Origin of the sequence: Micromonospora sp. WMMD735, assembly GCF_049178995.1 — a bacterium.
Taxonomy (GTDB): Bacteria; Actinomycetota; Actinomycetes; order Mycobacteriales; family Micromonosporaceae; genus Micromonospora; species Micromonospora wenchangensis.
In genome coordinates this window covers 2,706,256-2,720,086 of the sequence record NZ_JBMHMJ010000002.1, presented here as the reverse complement: position 1 = coordinate 2,720,086, position 13,831 = coordinate 2,706,256, and the positions used below count along the sequence as shown (strand labels likewise).

Sequence of the window (13,831 nt, the reverse complement as noted above, 5' to 3'; positions counted from 1 at the left end):
TTCTATAGCTGTCAAGTGGTGCTGGTGGCTGAGTGGGCGCTGTTCAGGGTCCGGAAGAGTTGCCGGCTGATGTAGCGCTTGAGGCTGCGCATGATCTCGCGTTTGGTGCGTCCCTCGCGGGTGCGCCGGGTCACGTAGTCGCGGGTGCGAGGGTCGTGGCCCATGCGGACCAGCGCGACGGTGTAGAGCGCTCGGTTGAGGCGTCGGTCGCCGCCGCGGTTGAGCCGGTAGCGGGTGGTGTTGCCTGATGAGGCCGGTAGCGGTGACGCGCCGGCCAGGGCAGCGATCGCGGCTTCGGAGCGGACGCGGCCAGGGTGGGACCAGGCCAGCAGAACGGTGGCGGCGACGACGGCGCCGACACCTGGCAGGGCGAGCAGTTGTGGTGCTTGCGCGGTGACAGCTTCGTGCAGCGCGGTGTGGTTGGCGGCGAGTTCTGCGTCGAGAGCACGGATGCGACGCGCCAACCGGATCGCCTCGGCTCGGCAGACGGCCAGGGTGGGGTTGTCGCTGCGGGTGCGCCAGGCCGCGACGGCGGTGATCGTCGAGGTGGTCAGGGCGCGGCGGGCATCGATGCCGAGGTCGACGGTGCGCAGCAGCGCGGTCAGCGCGTTGACCGCGCGGGTGCGTTCGCCGCTCATCTGCTCGCGGGCCGCTGTCAGGACGCGCAGGGCTGTGCGATCGCCGCCGGCCCGTGGCCAGCACAGTTCGTTGATGTCAAGGCTACGAGCTGCTTGAGCCATCGCGACGGCGTCCACGACGTCGCTCTTGCCACGGCGACGCCGGGTAGTGGCCGCAACGTCGGGGGCCTCGGCGACGGTCAAGCCGGCTGCAGAAAGCTGCTCGGTGAAGGTGGCGCCGTAGGAACCGGCGCCGTCGATGACGATCAGCGTCGGCGCCTGGTGGGTGTGGCGTTGGATCCAGTCGACGGCACGGCGCAGCCCTGACGGGCTGGTCGGGAACTGAGCCTGCTGCCCGACTGCGCCGGTGCCAGCGGTGATCAGGGCGAGCGTGTGGGAGGCGGCGTGGGTGTCCACGCCGATGACGAAGTCGTACTGGTCTGCGACGATGGCCATTGCGGCGTACTGCCTTCCCGGGGAGACGTCGTGACGGCGTCGGCCCGGGAGATGTGTGCTCTCGAGGCAGGACTGTGATGAGCCACGATCCGCTGCAACGGACCGGGCAAGCTTCTGATCAAGCCACCGAGAGGGGCAGGGCCGGCGCCCGACCACGTACCGGATGGGCAGATCTCACTGAGAGCACCTCGTGGGGCCACCATTTTCATGAGCCACACCCAGCCGCGATCATGACGCTGACCCTGCCAGCCAGCCCCAGGCCAGCCAACACCTACCTTCACAGCCCTTTTCATCCTGCGTAGCGGTTGGCTTCGACGTGGTGCAGAACGAGGATGGCCTGCGCGATCGTGGTCGCTCGTCGTGGGCAGCAGCGCAGCTTGTTCAGGATCTTCAAGGTCTTGAGGGTGGCGATCGCGCGTTCGCCGCGGGCGCGGATTTTTGCGTGGGCGCGGTTCACGGCCTTCTGCCGGCGTGACAGCTTCGGCCGGAAGCGGTGCCGCTTGAAAGGCGTGCGCACGCTGCCGCGGGCTCCTTGGTAGCCCTTATCGGCGAAGGTCATCACGTCTGCCCTGCTCAGCGCGTCGATGATGCCGTGGGTTCGGGCTGCGGTCAGGTCGTGAACCGAACCGGGCAGCGCCGGCGAAGCCCAGACGAGCCGGCCAGCGGCATCGGCGATGACCTGCACGTTCACGCCGTGGCGCTTGTGTTTCCCGGAGTAGTACGGCCGCTGGTCGGCAATCCGGTCGATCGGTATCAGGGTGCCATCCAGGATCGCGTACGCCAGTCGGCGGATCCGTTCCATGGCGGTGGCCAGGTCGTTCGCGGCCGTCGCGAGCAGGGCTATCGCATCCTGCACGTACCGCCAGGCGGTGGCGATGCCGATCTGGAAGCCGGTCGCGAGTCGGGTGTAGGTGTCGCCGTTGCGCAGGTGAGCGAGAGCCAGCAGCGTCTGCCGGCCGGGGTCGAGGCGTCGCCACCGAGATCGGCGCTGTTTACGGTGCCCGCGGATGCGTTCGGCGAGGTGGTTCAGGGTGCGGCTGGACAACGGAATCGTGGCGGGGTAGGACAGCATGGCGAGGCTCCCGGTCGGGGCTTCGAGTCTTGGTCGAAAGCTGTCCTACCTGGAGTCTCGCACCTATCGATCACCGGGCCTGCCATACCCATCCTGGGCCGCAAGATCAGCCTGGAAAAGGCTCGATGATCAGGACCCGGCAACATGGCAGCAAGATGTGGATTGCGTCGAAGCACTACTGGAAACTCACCGTGCAGGCCACGGAAAAGAGCGCGCTGCAGTCGATGCTCATCGTCTGCTCATCCTGACGACGAGGTGACCGAGTAGGGCGTTGTACGACCGTCCGCCCCGCGGCCCCACGTCGGGTCCGCTCGTCACGAGAGTGCGCCAGTTCGGCACCATCGTCTTCGCGGAGATGTCCATACTGGCTGTCCGAACCGGTGTCATCAACGTGGGTCAAGGCTTTCCTGACACCGACGGTCCGGCCGAGCTATCTGCGGCCGCCGTCGCCGCGGTGCGGTGCGGGCAGAACCAGTACGCTCCCGGCCTCGGCGTCCCGGCCCTGCGCTCGGCCATCGCCGACCACCAACGCTGCTGGTGGGGGCTGGAGTACGGTTTCTCTGCCGGTCGCTGCCCTGCCGGTGCGGGATTGCTGCCGTGGCGGCTGGGCGCGTTCTGCGTCGCCGCGAAGGCCGGCAGGTCGCTGGTGTGGTTCGCCTTCTGCAAGCGTTCGGAGGCGCTGACCGAGGCTGCGCGCCGCCTGCGCGCACTCGGTAGGATCTCCGGTCCCCCGGCTGCCGGTCGGGTCACCCTTCTTCCGGCCCTTCCGCGACCGCCCTCGCCCGAGCCGCGTCGATTCCATCCAGCAGGACGGTGAGCCCCACCTGGAACGTCTCTCGGGCCTCCTGTTCCTGATGGGGGACACCGCCGCCGTGCCGCATCCCCGGCTCGTCCGCAGGCGCGTCCCGGGCTCCCTCGAGTCGCATCACCATGGGGAAGCGCTGGGCGAAGTCGGGAGCGAGTTCCTCGAGCATCATCGACCGGCTTGCCCACCACTCGTCGTCCGAGACGCCGGTGGCCGACGGCGCCTGCCGTGCCTCCGCGATGGTCTGTGCCGCGCCGCGGACGAAGTGGAACAGGACTCCGACGGCCCGGCGCAGCGTCGTCGAGGACAAACCGGTGCGGTACAGGATGCCCAGTACGGTATTCAACATTGCGTACTCGTGCGGGCCCAGGACCGGCCGGGCAGTCGACATCTGCAGGGCCCAAGGATGCCGCAGGTAGAACCCGCACAGGTCGTCGGCCCAGCAGATGAGCGCCGCACGCCAATGGTCCTGTGGGTACGCGGCGGGCAGCTCGGCCAGGGCGCGGTCGTACATCAGGTCAACGAGCTCGTTCTTGCTCTGCACATAGGTGTACAGCGCCATGCCCGAGCGCCCGAGCCGCTCGCCGACCGCGCGCATGGACACCGCGGCGATCCCATCGGCGTCGGCGAGGGAGATGGCCGCATCCACCACGGCATCCACGCTCAGCGCCGGCTTCGGGCCCGGAGTCGTGCGTACGGGCGTGGCCCCGGACCGGCGCCACAGCAGAGCCATGGACCGGCCTACGTTGCCCTGCCCGGCGAAGAGGGCCACGACCGTCTCCTCGTCAGGTTCCTTTGCCGGAACGTCTTTTTACGGCGTAATGATATCAAGGGGGTGGGCGGGCGATGCGGCGGAGGGTCGGTCGGCAGGGCCCCGGCAAAGTCGTGGGGTGTCTGGCTTGAGGTGGTTGGAGTAGACGCGCCCTTGCTGGTGGTAGCAGGGCGGGCATGACTGCTTCAGAAGATCATCGAGGTTCTCGAGGCCTTGTTGATCCGTCCGAAGTGAGCCATGCCCGCGCTGCCATCATCGCTGATCTCGTCGTTGTCGTGCGCACCGGCTGTCACGGTGCCTGAAACCGCTGCTGGACTGCCGGTGGCGTTGGCTGTGCTGCCGGATTCTCGGGCCCGGCGAGGAGTGCGGTATCGGCTGACGGTGGTGGTGACGGCGGCGGTGTGCGCCGTGGTGTCCGGCTACCGTTCGTACGCGGCGATCGCCGAGTGGGTCGCTGATGTTCCCGCCTCGACCGCGTTGGCGTTGGGTATCGACCCTGATCGGCGCACGTCCGAGGCGATGATTCGCCGGCTGTTGCAGGCCTTGGACGCAGACCGGCTCACCGCGGCGATCGGTGGCTAGCTCGCCGCTCGATCCACGGTCGAGACCCCAGCGGCGAGACGAGTGATCGCGGTCGACGGCAAGACGCTGCGTGGATCCCGCACCGCCTACGCCGCCGCCCGGCACGTCTTGGCCGCCTGCGACCAGGCCAGCGGTCTGGTCCTGGCCAGCACCGACGTCGACGGCAAGACCAACGAAATCACCCGCTTCCAGCCGTTGCTTGACCAGATCGGCGACCTGCGCGACACCGTGATCACCGTCGACGCGTTGCACTGCCAACGCGACCACGTCGCCTACCTCGCCGAACGCGGCGCCGACTGGATCCTCACCGTCAAGGCCAACCAGCCCGCCCTGCACGCCCAACTGACCGGCCTGCCCTGGCGGGCGGTCCCGCAAGCCGCCCGCGACACCGACCGCGGCCACGGCCGCCGCGAGATCCGCACACTCAAGATCCTCAGCGTCTTCACCGGAATCGAGTTCCCCCACGCCGCGCAGGCGCTGCAGATCCGCCGTCGCCGACGACGGCTCGACCAGCCCAAACGCTTCACCACCGAAACCGTCTACACGATCACCAGCCTGCGCCTGCACCAGGCCAAGCCCGCACAACTGGCCGCATGGATCCGCAGCCACTGGCACATCGAAAACAAGATCCACTGGGTCCGGGACGTCACCTACGACGAGGACCGTTCCCAGATCCGCACCGGCACTGGCCCTCAGGTCATGGCCGCCCTGCGCAACGCCGCGATCGGCGCCCTGCGCACCGCCGGCACCACCAACATCGCCGCCGCCAACCGCCACCACGCCCGCGACAGCACACGCCCCCTCGCACTACTCGGCATCACCTAACGACTTTGCCGGGGCCCTGTAGCGGCGCTCCGCGCGCCGGTAGTGCTCCACCCGAACCGGGTCGTCCATCTCCGTGAACTGCGGTGTGTAGAACTTGCCGAACTTCTCCCGGTACTTCTCAAACCAGTGTCGATGCTCTGACAGGAAGAAGATGTCGTGCAGAGCGATCGCGCGGATCGCCAGCAACGGCACCGGTGCCCTGCTCACCGCGAAATCGGGGTTCCGCGCCGCGGGCACCTCGCAGTTGTCGTGGAACTGGCCGATCATGAGTCCGTGCGCCACGAACTCGTCCTTGACGAGGCGTTGCGCCTCGTCGAGCAGTACGGTGTCCTCTGCGCGAAGATCCGGAAGGATCACCACGAGCGCACGCAGCATGGGGTTTCGGCCTTGCCACGAGACAAGCTCGTACTCGCGCATGCTGCTTCGGGCGATCTCCTCGAGCAGGTCCTGGGTGGGGGAGTCTCCGACGAGCCGGACGCGGAACTCCATGCTCTTGTTCTTGCGGGAGGGCGTGACGAAGGGGCAGATGGGCCCGAGGCGACCGATGTCAGGATGATGGGCAGCAATGTAGTCGGTCAACCACGCATCGATTGAAGTGAGTGTAGAGTCGATGTTTCTGACATTTTCGCCGGAACTCATGACATCCTTTCCGTTCGCGTTCGGTGTGTCCCGCCAGCGGGACACACCGAACATCCGGAGCTGGGAGTAGCTTGCCCGCCAGAATGCCGGCGAGCTAGCGTCTTCATCGCGAACCGCCGAGTAAGGCCGATTGGGAGGCGACCCGAATGCGCATCAGCATCGATCGTGACAGCTGCATCGGTAGCGGGCAGTGCATCTTGATCGCTCCCGGCGTGTTCGCCCAGGATGAAGTGGGAATCAGCTATCTATTGCCCGCCGGCGAGAATGGTGCGGAAAGCCCTTCGGCCAGTGAGGCGGAGACCGGATGCCCGGTCCGTGCCATCACAGTCCACCAGGACTGACGTAGCCAGTAGAAGGCGAAGCGAATGTCGACCTCTTCACTCGTCTCGCAGGCGGAGCTTCCCGGAGCGCCGCACGCGATGGACCCTGCCCTGATGACCGACCCCTTCGGCGGCTACGGGCGGTTGCGTGAGCTGGCGCCGGTCGTTGCCGGACGGTACCTCGACGGCACACCGGCATGGTTCATCACCCGCTATGACGATGTCCGCGTGATGCTGCATGATCGCCGACTCGTGAACACGCCGGCTTCGATACCGGGGGATCCTGCGGAAGACCCGAGAACGAAAATGATGGACATGCTCGCCATCCCCGAGGAGTTGCGCTCCTATCTTCTCGGTTCGATGCTTGACACCGACCCGCCCGAACACACCCGCCTGCGCAGAACGGTCGCGCGCGAGTTCACCGCCCGTCGGATCCTCGATCTCCGGCCACAGATCGAGAACATCTCCAAAGGACTCCTGGAACGCTTACCCAAGCTTGCCTCCGATGGCGTCGTGGATCTGCTCGCGAACTACGCCTATCCGCTGTCGATTCGCGTCATCTGCGATCTCGTCGGTGTCCCCGAGCGGGAACGGGACAACTGGCAGCAGTGGGGCGACGACCTCATCACCATGCGGCCAGAGCGCCTCGCCACCTCGTTCCCGGCGATGATCGAGCACACCCACCAGTTGATCTGGGCGCGCCGGTCGAAGCTGGGGGACGACCTGCTGAGTGGGCTCATCCGCGGCCAGAGCGACCAGGACGGCAGCATCAGCGATATCGAGATCGTCACGTTCGTGGTGACGCTCGTGCTAGCGGGCCACGAGACGACGGCCCATCTGATCAGCAACGGGACGGCTGCCCTGCTCCGCCACCCCGACCAGCTGCGCCTCCTACGGGACGAGCCCGGCTCCGTGTCGAGTGCGGTGCACGAGCTGATGCGCTGGTGCGGGCCGGTGCACACGAGCCGGCTTCGGTACGCCGCCGAGGATCTCGAGATCGCCGGCACCCGCATCGTGCGCGGCGACGCGGTGTTGCTCGTGTTCGTCTCGGCCAACCACGACCCGCGTCAGTACGCCGACCCGGAACGGCTCGATGTGCAGCGGCACCGGTCTGGTCAGGCCGAGACGCACGTCGGGTTCGGCCATGGCATTCACTATTGTCTCGGCGCCTCGCTGGCCCGGCTGGAGGCGGAAGTTGCCTTCGACGCTCTCCTTACCCGGATCCCGGACCTGTCGCTCGCCGTCGAGCCGGCGGAACTGGAGCGGACCGAGCGCATGCAGTTGCCCGGCCACTGGCGCCTGACGCGGCTTCCGGTCGTCATCTAGACCCTTCTGCAAGCGGGGTTGTGCGCCCGCAACCCGCATAGGCATGGTGCGGTAGATCAGCCGGCTGCGGTGGTCGGGCCAATGGCGCAGCCCGGCCACCGACAACCCGCACGGTGCCGTTCGCGGTCGCCTTGACGACCGGGGTCACGCCCTCGGTGCCAGGTCGTGGCCTCGGGCGCTCTCCGTGTTTGCCCGCGCCCGTCGGCGAAGCACCGCTACGACTCGCTCCGGGCGCCGACTTGCGCCCACCTGCAATGACGCGAGGTGTATCGACGCCCGTACCGGCCGTGCGATGGCTTACGGCTCGGTGAAGCAGCGCGGGCAGGGCCGTGGACGGTTTGACGCGAGACTCGCCCGTAGTGCCGACCGTGGCGTCCTCCGCGAAGCGGCACCTGCCAGTCGGTATTGCGGCGTTCATGGCCGGCATGGCACCGGCCACCAGGGCGAACGGCAACATCCATTGACGAACGCGGCGGTCACCACGCGTGCCCGGTAGGGTTCCCCTCGAGTCAGCCGAGACCGCGGTGCCCCGCCCACAGCGCGCTGGCCTGATTGGCCGCCTCGGCAACCAGTGCGGCCAGTTCGGGCTTGTTCGACATCGGGAAAGAAACATACGTGCCGCGGCCACCGCTGATCGGCCGGCCGTAGGCCTTTGCCGCGAGGTGTCCATCCTTCAGCATGCGAACGTTCAACGTGGTCAACTCGAATTCCTGACCGTGTCTGGTGTCGGTCCAACGGAGTTCTTCGGGAATGGTGACGTTGATCGCAAGAGCACTCACGTCGGGACTGGCGTCGCTGCTCATGAGGGACATCATCGCATGTGCCCCAGTGATTTCCGAGTGCGGACGGTCTGCCGCACGGCATGCCATGTTCTCGCAGCGACCCACACTGCCCGGAAGTGATCATTGCGGTGGGAGGACGACGCCGTCGTGGGCCCACAGGTCGCTGCCGTCGGGCCAGGCGACCGCTGGCTCGCCGTCGGCGTGCAGCCGACCGCCGCCGGTGACTCGCAGGACGGACGGGCACTGCGTCATCATGCCACCGTGTCCAGGGGCCACCACGGGCCGGCAGCCAGCGCGGCATTCCGGCACCCCTCCCCCATGGGGCCAGGCGCCGCGCCGAACATCTGCCGGTAGGTGTCGATAGCGGCCAGCAGAATCCAGTCGGGGTAGTAGTGCCAGGCCGGGTCGAAGAACCAGTCGCGGGGACCGAGGCAGGAGCGGACCACCGCATATTCCTCATCGTCGCAGTCGACGATCGTCTGGTCGTCGCGCCAGAACCAGGCCGGCCGCATACCGTCACTGCGGGTGTAGGTGGCCCGTAGTCGCACCGGGTGTGCGACGGGCCGCCAGGCTTGTCCGGCGCGGGGTTGCAGGTTCAGCGGCCCGAACTCGTCCACGCAGAGCACCCAGCCATCGGCGGGTGGGTGGTCGTAGAGGCCCAGTATCCGGCGCATCTTGGTGGTGAAGTCGGGGGCGGCGCCGGCCTTCCACGTCCTGGTGGCCTGCCAGGAGAGGGGCTTCCACTGAGTAGGGCACGCTCGGTCAGCTACGGGGATGATTCATCGGTCGAGTTGTGGTGGTCAGGTCACTGGAGCGAGGGTGAGTAGGCCGCAGCCGTACGCCTTGGCATGCCCGATTCCGCTGGTCATGGCGCGGCGGACGGCGTCGGCGTCAGTGACCTGGAGAATGCCGTCGTACGTCACCGTGGTGAGCGTGACCGTTCCCATGCCCCGTTTGAAGGTCTGGGCCTGGCGGCGGTGCAGCCGTAGGTTGGGTAGACCGTCGTGTTGCGGTGCGATGGCGAAGCCATGGCGATCGGCGCGGCTGGTCAGCCATCCGATCTGCTCCTCTTCCCGCAGGTAGCCGAAGCGTTGGGTCTCCTTCGCGTCGGCGGTCTTCCGGCCGCTGTGCGTCGGGTTGGCGGTGAGTCGGAATGCCCACTGCTGGCCGGGGCGGAGGGACTGGAGCAGTCCGTCGTAGTCACGGGTCACCCAGGCTTCAGTGGTGGGCCAGCCGGCCTGTTCGACGAGGTGGGTGAGGTCGGGTCGGCCGGGGCTGACGATGTAGAGGTGCACGGTTGCGGTGGCCGGGGTGTCGAGTCGCCAGAGGGTGCGGCTGCCGGCCTGCTCGTGGTCTTCGGGTGCGGCGAAGGCTGCGCGGACGGCGCCATGCATGGCGTGGGGTGAGGAGAGTAGCTTTCGCGCACCCCGGCGCGCGACGTTGATTCGGAACCGGGTGAGGTACATGGTCAGCCTCCCAGCAGGCTCATCGGGTCGTGGTCGGTGACGTGGGCCCGTTCCGCGAGGTCGTTGGTGACGTCCACGTGTCGGCGTAGCACCGAGCGCCAGGTGTGTTGCCGGTGGGCGGGGTCGAAGCTGACCGGTTCGTCGGGCACGGTTTCGGTGACCGGTTCGTCTGGCCGCGCATCCCGGATGATCTCCAACCGGATGGGGCTGGCCGCTATGCGCCGGTACCAGTCCGCGGCGAGCCAGGGCCATGTCGTCAGTGCGCCGTCGAGGGTCAGGTCGTGGACGCCGAGGTTGATTGGACCGGCGGGTGGGCAGGAGCGACGCCCGAGGTAGAGGGGGAACTGTGGGCGGCTCAGGGCTTCGGCCAGGCCGTGGAGCAGTTCCCGTTCGCCGCTGAGGACGGCGAGGAAGGCGGCGTCGGTCAGGTAGTAGCGGTAGGTCAGTGGTGCGCTGGTGCATCCGTCGAGGGAGTGGGCGGTCTGGAAGTCCCGCAGGAGCTGTCCGGGTTGGTCCAGGCGTACCCCGAACTCCAGGCCGAGCAGTTCGGTGAGCGGTTCGGTGCGGCGGATGCCTTTGGCGGCGGCGAGGAGGCCGATCACGCCGCTCTTGGTGGGTGCGATCTCGGTACCGCGGCGGGCGAAACGGCTGGACGAGCCCCACGACTGCAGCGGGCCGGCGAGCCTGAGCGCCAGCACGCTCATGCGGGCTGCCCGAGGGCCAGGGCGACGTGTTCCCCCACGCCGTTGACCAGTTCGTCGAGGCTGACCGCCTTGCCGAGGTCGGCCAGCACGGCGGTCTTCTCGCCGACCTGGGTGACCCAGCTGGCGGTCGGTCGCTCGCCGAAGGCGTTCTCGACCGCGACGGTGTGTTTCGCCAGGGCGGCGGCGGCCAGTTCGACCCGGCCGGCGGTGTGGGTTTCCCGGATGGGCGTCTCGAATGCGCCGACCAGGTTGATCGGCTGGGAGTCGCGCATCCGTACCAGCACCGCGTCGGGCAGGGTGCGGTGGGCGAAGGTGTTCTGTTTGCCGGTGGGCATGCTGCGGACGAAGGCCGTGAGGAACGCCTCGACGGCGGCTCGGGTGGCGTCTCCGTCGCCCAGGGTGCGGTGCAGGGCGTCTACGTCGAGGGTGGCGTAGCGGTACAGGGTGGACGAGTTGAACTCGACCGTGCCGATCATGCCTGCGCCGGTCTCGCTGGCGTCGGCCTTGCGGTCGTCGACGGCGGTGAAGTAGTCGAACTCGTTGTCGACGGCGTGCACGCTGATGGCGTGCGCGACCTGGCAGGCGGCGTCGACGTTGATGTCGGCCATGTCGGCGACCATCCGCCCGAACAGGGCGATGTCGATCGAGTGGTCGGTGTTGGCAAGCGCCTTGAACCGGCTCTTGTCTAGGGCCTCACCGGCGCGGTGGGCTTCCAGGGTGGCAGCGGCGATGTTGTCCAGTTGTCGGCGGCTGAGGAACAGCAGGTAACCGGATTCGACGTCCCTGACGTCGCCCTTCTTCTTCTCCGCCTTGGCGAGGCCGGAGGCGGCGAAGGCGTCGGCTGCCAGGACGGAGGCCGCCTCGTCGGACAGGCTCGGGTCGAGGGCCTTGAGTCGGGCCGCGAGGGATTCGCCCACCCGCTTGGTGCGCTCCCCGAGCTCGGAACGGTCGACCAGGGTGGGGAAGGCCAACCGGACAGCCCGCTTCCATGCCTGGCTGGACACCCGGGCACGGCGGACACCACCATAGATGGCGGTCTTCGGCGAGCCGGTGTCGTCCCGGTTGAGGTTGCTCGGCGGTACGGACTGCAGCACGTAGACGTCGATGATGGTGCGGCTCATGACGCGTTCTCCTCAGGGTCGGGGGTGACACCGTCGGTGTCGGTGGCATCGTTGGGGTTGCTGCGGAAGAACTCCCGGCCCCACACGGCCTGCACCTGGGGCCGGAGAGCCGGTTGGCGCAGGGTCTTCAGGTCGTCGGCGAGCAGGCCGTAGTCGAGTGGAATCTGCTGCTCCCGCAGCATCACGATCAGGCTGCGAAGGTGGTAGACGCTCTCGGGGTAGGAGCTGGCGGTGCCCAGTGCGGCGAAGCGACGCCGTACCCCCTCTGGTGACCTGGAGGCGCGGACGAGTGCGGCGAGGGCTTGGCCGAGGCCGTGTCCAGGGCTGTGCATGCGTTCCCGGCGCGACTGTTGGTGCAGCGCGTACAGGGTGACCGCGTCGTGGGCGGCGTACTCGGCGTCGGCCGCCTCGGCATCGTCGGCGGGCCGGTGGCCCAACAGGTGCGGGGGAACCTGGAGGTACCGCTCCAGGGTGTAGTCGAAGCCGGGCACCCGGCCGATGCCGCGGCGGAGGCGGGCCAGTGTGCTCACCGCCTCCGGGTCAGGCGCGTCGCGCAGCAATCGCGCCTGCAGCCCACCAACCGTCCGGGAGACGTGCTTGCCCAGTTCGCCGCAGGAGCGCACCCACGGCTTACGTCGTGGGGTGCCCGCCTGCTCCAGGTCGACCACAGTCATACCGTCTCCTCCTGCCGCTGCTGCGTGCGTTCCGCCGCCATGGGCAGCGCCCTGGCCAGGCCGGTGCGGAACCATGCCTCGGCCTGCGAACTTGAGTAGTGCACCGCCTTGCCGGCGCGGTCGACGCCGGGCCGGCCGACCCAGGCTGCCGGGCCGGCGGCGGCGACCAACTCGCGGCCGAGCCGGTCCACCGCCCGCCGCACCTGGCGCTGCCACCAGGCCCGCTCGGCTGCGGGATCACTGTCCGGGCCGAGCGTCGCCAGCCAGTCGCGGAAGGCGCGGTCGAGTACGGCATAGGCGCGCTCCGCCGCACGGTCGGCGTCGCCGCTGTCGGTGTCGCGCCCGCCGGCGGCGCGTACCAGATTGGTGGCGAGGCGGCGTAGCACTTGGACTGCGGCGTCGGCGTCGGCGCTGGCGTCGATGACCGTCGCGCGCAGCGCGGAGTGTTCGACCAGCAGCAGCACGTTCATGGTCAGTGCGTCGCTGAACACCTCGTCGATGACCGACTGCTTCGAGCCGTAGGCGACACTGACGGCGCGGGGCCGGACCTGCATGTGGTGACTGATGACGCCGGTGACGGTCAGCCGGGCCAGCCACTGTAGGACCATCGGTGACAGCCGCTCCGCTGCGTCGCCGCCGCGCGGTGGCGGGGGCGGCAGCAGGGTCTGGAGTCCTCGCCACAACGCCCGGGTGTGGTCGTGGGGGCGGGGGAGGTAGATCGGGGTTCGTTTCTGTTCGCGTTCGCGTGGGCCGCTGCGCCCCCAGACGCTCATCGGTTCCAGCAGGTGCCGGTCCTGCCATTCGAGGCGGTCACCGTTGGCGATCATGGCGCCGGTGATGCCGTCGGCGTCGCCGAACAGTCGGATTCGTCGGGACTGCCAGGTGTAGAGGCTGAGCAGGCCCCAGGGGCCGCGGGTCACCTCAGCTTCCTCGGCGGCCGTCTGCGGGTGGCGTTCCCACACCGGCAGGTCTCGCTGAGCGGCCCGCTGCCAGCCGGGGGCGATCGGCACCAGGTTGAGCAGCAGAGTCTCCAGCAGGGTGTCGCCCTCCACGTAGATGCCGCCGAGCCAGCCGAGCAGGCTGGCGCCGATCGGGTAGCCCTTGCCCTTCTTGGCCCGAGGGTCGCCGACCGCTCCGGTCTTGATGCCCGAGGTGTCGTACGCCTGGCAGTGCACCAGCCACCGGGCGGCCTCCGCCGGGGTGATCGACTCCAGGCCGGAGCCCGCCCGGGACGTCAGGAACGGCATGCCGTTGGGGACGTCCGCGATGAGGCGTTCCAGACCGTAGGTGTTGTCCTTCTCCGCCCGCAGCGTGGCGACCTGGTAGAAGGGGTGCTCCGGGTGCAGGAGGTCGAAGCGGCTACGGAAGGCGTCGAGGTAGTCGGCGATGTCCGACAGTGGTAGTTGTCGGTCCTGCCAGAGCGACTGCCAGGCGGCCTCGCCGGGTGGGCCGTCGGTGGCCCGGTGCAGGATCGCCAGCGCCAGCCGCAGGATCGCGAAGGTCTGCGAGGGCAACTCACAGGCGATCATGCGTACAGCACCGGCGTGCGCGAACAGGTCCGACAACGACAGTTCGCGGCGTTGGCTCGCGACATCCAGCACCGGGATCCATGCCTCGTCCACCAGGGAGTAGCCGGGCGGAGATGGTGAGCTGGTCATCGGCGTCACCTC

Annotated in this window: 16 protein-coding genes and 1 pseudogene; 5 read left to right on the top strand and 12 right to left on the bottom strand. The window is 68.4% G+C overall.

What is annotated here, in order from left to right; translation table 11 throughout:
• Positions 1-11 precede the first annotated feature (11 nt).
• The gene (locus tag ACN268_RS11490; protein WP_421483187.1) at positions 12-1,073 is read right to left on the bottom strand and encodes an IS110 family transposase; all 1,062 of its coding nucleotides are present in this window, start codon (positions 1,071-1,073) and stop codon (positions 12-14) included.
• Between the two features lie 289 nt (positions 1,074-1,362).
• Positions 1,363-2,145: a transposase family protein gene (locus tag ACN268_RS11485; protein ID WP_421483186.1), complete on the bottom strand. Its 783-nt coding sequence runs from the start codon at positions 2,143-2,145 to the stop codon at positions 1,363-1,365.
• 355 nt (positions 2,146-2,500) lie between these two features.
• On the opposite strand from ACN268_RS11485, the pseudogene ACN268_RS11480 reads away from it, so the two are divergent.
• Positions 2,501-2,705: pseudogene (locus ACN268_RS11480) on the top strand (aminotransferase); the annotation flags it as partial.
• A 186-nt stretch (positions 2,706-2,891) separates the two neighbouring features.
• On the opposite strand, the gene ACN268_RS11475 reads toward ACN268_RS11480, so the two are convergent.
• Positions 2,892-3,722: a TetR/AcrR family transcriptional regulator gene (locus tag ACN268_RS11475; protein WP_421483185.1), complete on the bottom strand. Its 831-nt coding sequence runs from the start codon at positions 3,720-3,722 to the stop codon at positions 2,892-2,894.
• 237 nt (positions 3,723-3,959) lie between these two features.
• Here ACN268_RS11475 and ACN268_RS11470 point away from each other — a divergent pair, with 237 nt between their 5' ends.
• A complete protein-coding gene (locus ACN268_RS11470) occupies positions 3,960-4,304 on the top strand; it encodes a transposase family protein (protein ID WP_421483184.1) in 345 nt (114 codons plus the stop codon).
• A gap of 42 nt (positions 4,305-4,346) precedes the next feature.
• A complete protein-coding gene (locus tag ACN268_RS11465) occupies positions 4,347-5,129 on the top strand; it encodes an ISAs1 family transposase (RefSeq protein WP_421483183.1) in 783 nt (260 codons plus the stop codon).
• On the opposite strand, the gene ACN268_RS11460 is transcribed toward ACN268_RS11465, so the two are convergent.
• A complete protein-coding gene (locus ACN268_RS11460) occupies positions 5,112-5,768 on the bottom strand; it encodes a DUF6875 domain-containing protein (protein WP_421483182.1) in 657 nt (218 codons plus the stop codon). The two genes, ACN268_RS11465 and ACN268_RS11460, sit on opposite strands and share 18 nt — an antisense overlap.
• Before the next feature lie 146 nt (positions 5,769-5,914).
• On the opposite strand from ACN268_RS11460, the gene ACN268_RS11455 reads away from it, so the two are divergent.
• Together ACN268_RS11455 and ACN268_RS11450 are read left to right on the top strand one after the other, a co-directional pair.
• Complete coding sequence (locus tag ACN268_RS11455; RefSeq protein WP_421483181.1) at positions 5,915-6,109, top strand: ferredoxin; 195 nt, start codon at positions 5,915-5,917, stop codon at positions 6,107-6,109.
• Positions 6,110-6,202: 93 nt separating this feature from the next.
• Positions 6,203-7,414, top strand: coding sequence for a cytochrome P450 family protein (locus ACN268_RS11450; RefSeq protein ID WP_421483180.1), 1,212 nt, complete (start codon positions 6,203-6,205; stop codon positions 7,412-7,414).
• 509 nt (positions 7,415-7,923) lie between these two features.
• Here ACN268_RS11450 and ACN268_RS11445 read toward each other — a convergent pair.
• The 8 genes from ACN268_RS11445 to casA form a co-directional block, all read right to left on the bottom strand.
• Positions 7,924-8,217: a hypothetical protein gene (locus ACN268_RS11445; RefSeq protein ID WP_421483179.1), complete on the bottom strand. Its 294-nt coding sequence runs from the start codon at positions 8,215-8,217 to the stop codon at positions 7,924-7,926.
• A gap of 99 nt (positions 8,218-8,316) precedes the next feature.
• Positions 8,317-8,448 (bottom strand): hypothetical protein, encoded by a 132-nt coding sequence (locus tag ACN268_RS11440; protein ID WP_421483177.1) that lies wholly within the window; start codon positions 8,446-8,448, stop codon positions 8,317-8,319.
• Positions 8,448-8,870 (bottom strand): hypothetical protein, encoded by a 423-nt coding sequence (locus ACN268_RS11435; RefSeq protein ID WP_421483175.1) that lies wholly within the window; start codon positions 8,868-8,870, stop codon positions 8,448-8,450. Before ACN268_RS11435 ends, ACN268_RS11440 begins: the two co-directional genes overlap by 1 nt.
• 126 nt (positions 8,871-8,996) lie before the next feature.
• On the bottom strand, positions 8,997-9,662 hold the full coding sequence (gene cas6e, locus ACN268_RS11430; protein WP_421483173.1) for a type I-E CRISPR-associated protein Cas6/Cse3/CasE: 666 nt from the start codon (positions 9,660-9,662) through the stop codon (positions 8,997-8,999).
• A gap of 2 nt (positions 9,663-9,664) precedes the next feature.
• Positions 9,665-10,366 carry a type I-E CRISPR-associated protein Cas5/CasD gene (gene cas5e / locus ACN268_RS11425; RefSeq protein WP_421483171.1) on the bottom strand — a complete coding sequence of 234 codons (702 nt, stop codon included), beginning with the start codon at positions 10,364-10,366 and terminating at the stop codon, positions 9,665-9,667.
• Positions 10,363-11,487, bottom strand: coding sequence for a type I-E CRISPR-associated protein Cas7/Cse4/CasC (gene cas7e, locus ACN268_RS11420; protein ID WP_421483170.1), 1,125 nt, complete (start codon positions 11,485-11,487; stop codon positions 10,363-10,365). The genes cas5e and cas7e overlap by 4 nt, the downstream gene beginning before the upstream one ends.
• On the bottom strand, positions 11,484-12,161 hold the full coding sequence (gene casB, locus ACN268_RS11415) for a type I-E CRISPR-associated protein Cse2/CasB (RefSeq protein ID WP_421483168.1): 678 nt from the start codon (positions 12,159-12,161) through the stop codon (positions 11,484-11,486). Before casB ends, cas7e begins: the two co-directional genes overlap by 4 nt.
• Positions 12,158-13,819 carry a type I-E CRISPR-associated protein Cse1/CasA gene (gene casA, locus ACN268_RS11410; RefSeq protein WP_421483167.1) on the bottom strand — a complete coding sequence of 554 codons (1,662 nt, stop codon included), beginning with the start codon at positions 13,817-13,819 and terminating at the stop codon, positions 12,158-12,160. Before casA ends, casB begins: the two co-directional genes overlap by 4 nt.
• Between the last annotated feature and the right edge of the window lie 12 nt (positions 13,820-13,831).

What these genes read in the sequence shown, in the direction of transcription:
- ACN268_RS11455 (WP_421483181.1), top strand. Translation starts at nt 5,915, where the DNA reads ATGCGCATCAGCATCGATCGTGACAGCTGCATCGGTAGCGGGCAGTGC.
- ACN268_RS11435 (WP_421483175.1), bottom strand. Translation starts at nt 8,870, where the DNA reads ATGCGCCGGATACTGGGCCTCTACGACCACCCACCCGCCGATGGCTGG.
- ACN268_RS11485 (WP_421483186.1), bottom strand. Translation starts at nt 2,145, where the DNA reads ATGCTGTCCTACCCCGCCACGATTCCGTTGTCCAGCCGCACCCTGAAC.
- ACN268_RS11490 (WP_421483187.1), bottom strand. Translation starts at nt 1,073, where the DNA reads ATGGCCATCGTCGCAGACCAGTACGACTTCGTCATCGGCGTGGACACC.
- ACN268_RS11450 (WP_421483180.1), top strand. Translation starts at nt 6,203, where the DNA reads ATGACCGACCCCTTCGGCGGCTACGGGCGGTTGCGTGAGCTGGCGCCG.
- ACN268_RS11440 (WP_421483177.1), bottom strand. Translation starts at nt 8,448, where the DNA reads ATGACGCAGTGCCCGTCCGTCCTGCGAGTCACCGGCGGCGGTCGGCTG.
- ACN268_RS11470 (WP_421483184.1), top strand. Translation starts at nt 3,960, where the DNA reads ATGCCCGCGCTGCCATCATCGCTGATCTCGTCGTTGTCGTGCGCACCG.
- ACN268_RS11460 (WP_421483182.1), bottom strand. Translation starts at nt 5,768, where the DNA reads ATGAGTTCCGGCGAAAATGTCAGAAACATCGACTCTACACTCACTTCA.
- cas5e (WP_421483171.1), bottom strand. Translation starts at nt 10,366, where the DNA reads ATGAGCGTGCTGGCGCTCAGGCTCGCCGGCCCGCTGCAGTCGTGGGGC.
- casB (WP_421483168.1), bottom strand. Translation starts at nt 12,161, where the DNA reads ATGACTGTGGTCGACCTGGAGCAGGCGGGCACCCCACGACGTAAGCCG.
- cas7e (WP_421483170.1), bottom strand. Translation starts at nt 11,487, where the DNA reads ATGAGCCGCACCATCATCGACGTCTACGTGCTGCAGTCCGTACCGCCG.
- casA (WP_421483167.1), bottom strand. Translation starts at nt 13,819, where the DNA reads ATGACCAGCTCACCATCTCCGCCCGGCTACTCCCTGGTGGACGAGGCA.
- ACN268_RS11445 (WP_421483179.1), bottom strand. Translation starts at nt 8,217, where the DNA reads ATGAGCAGCGACGCCAGTCCCGACGTGAGTGCTCTTGCGATCAACGTC.
- cas6e (WP_421483173.1), bottom strand. Translation starts at nt 9,662, where the DNA reads ATGTACCTCACCCGGTTCCGAATCAACGTCGCGCGCCGGGGTGCGCGA.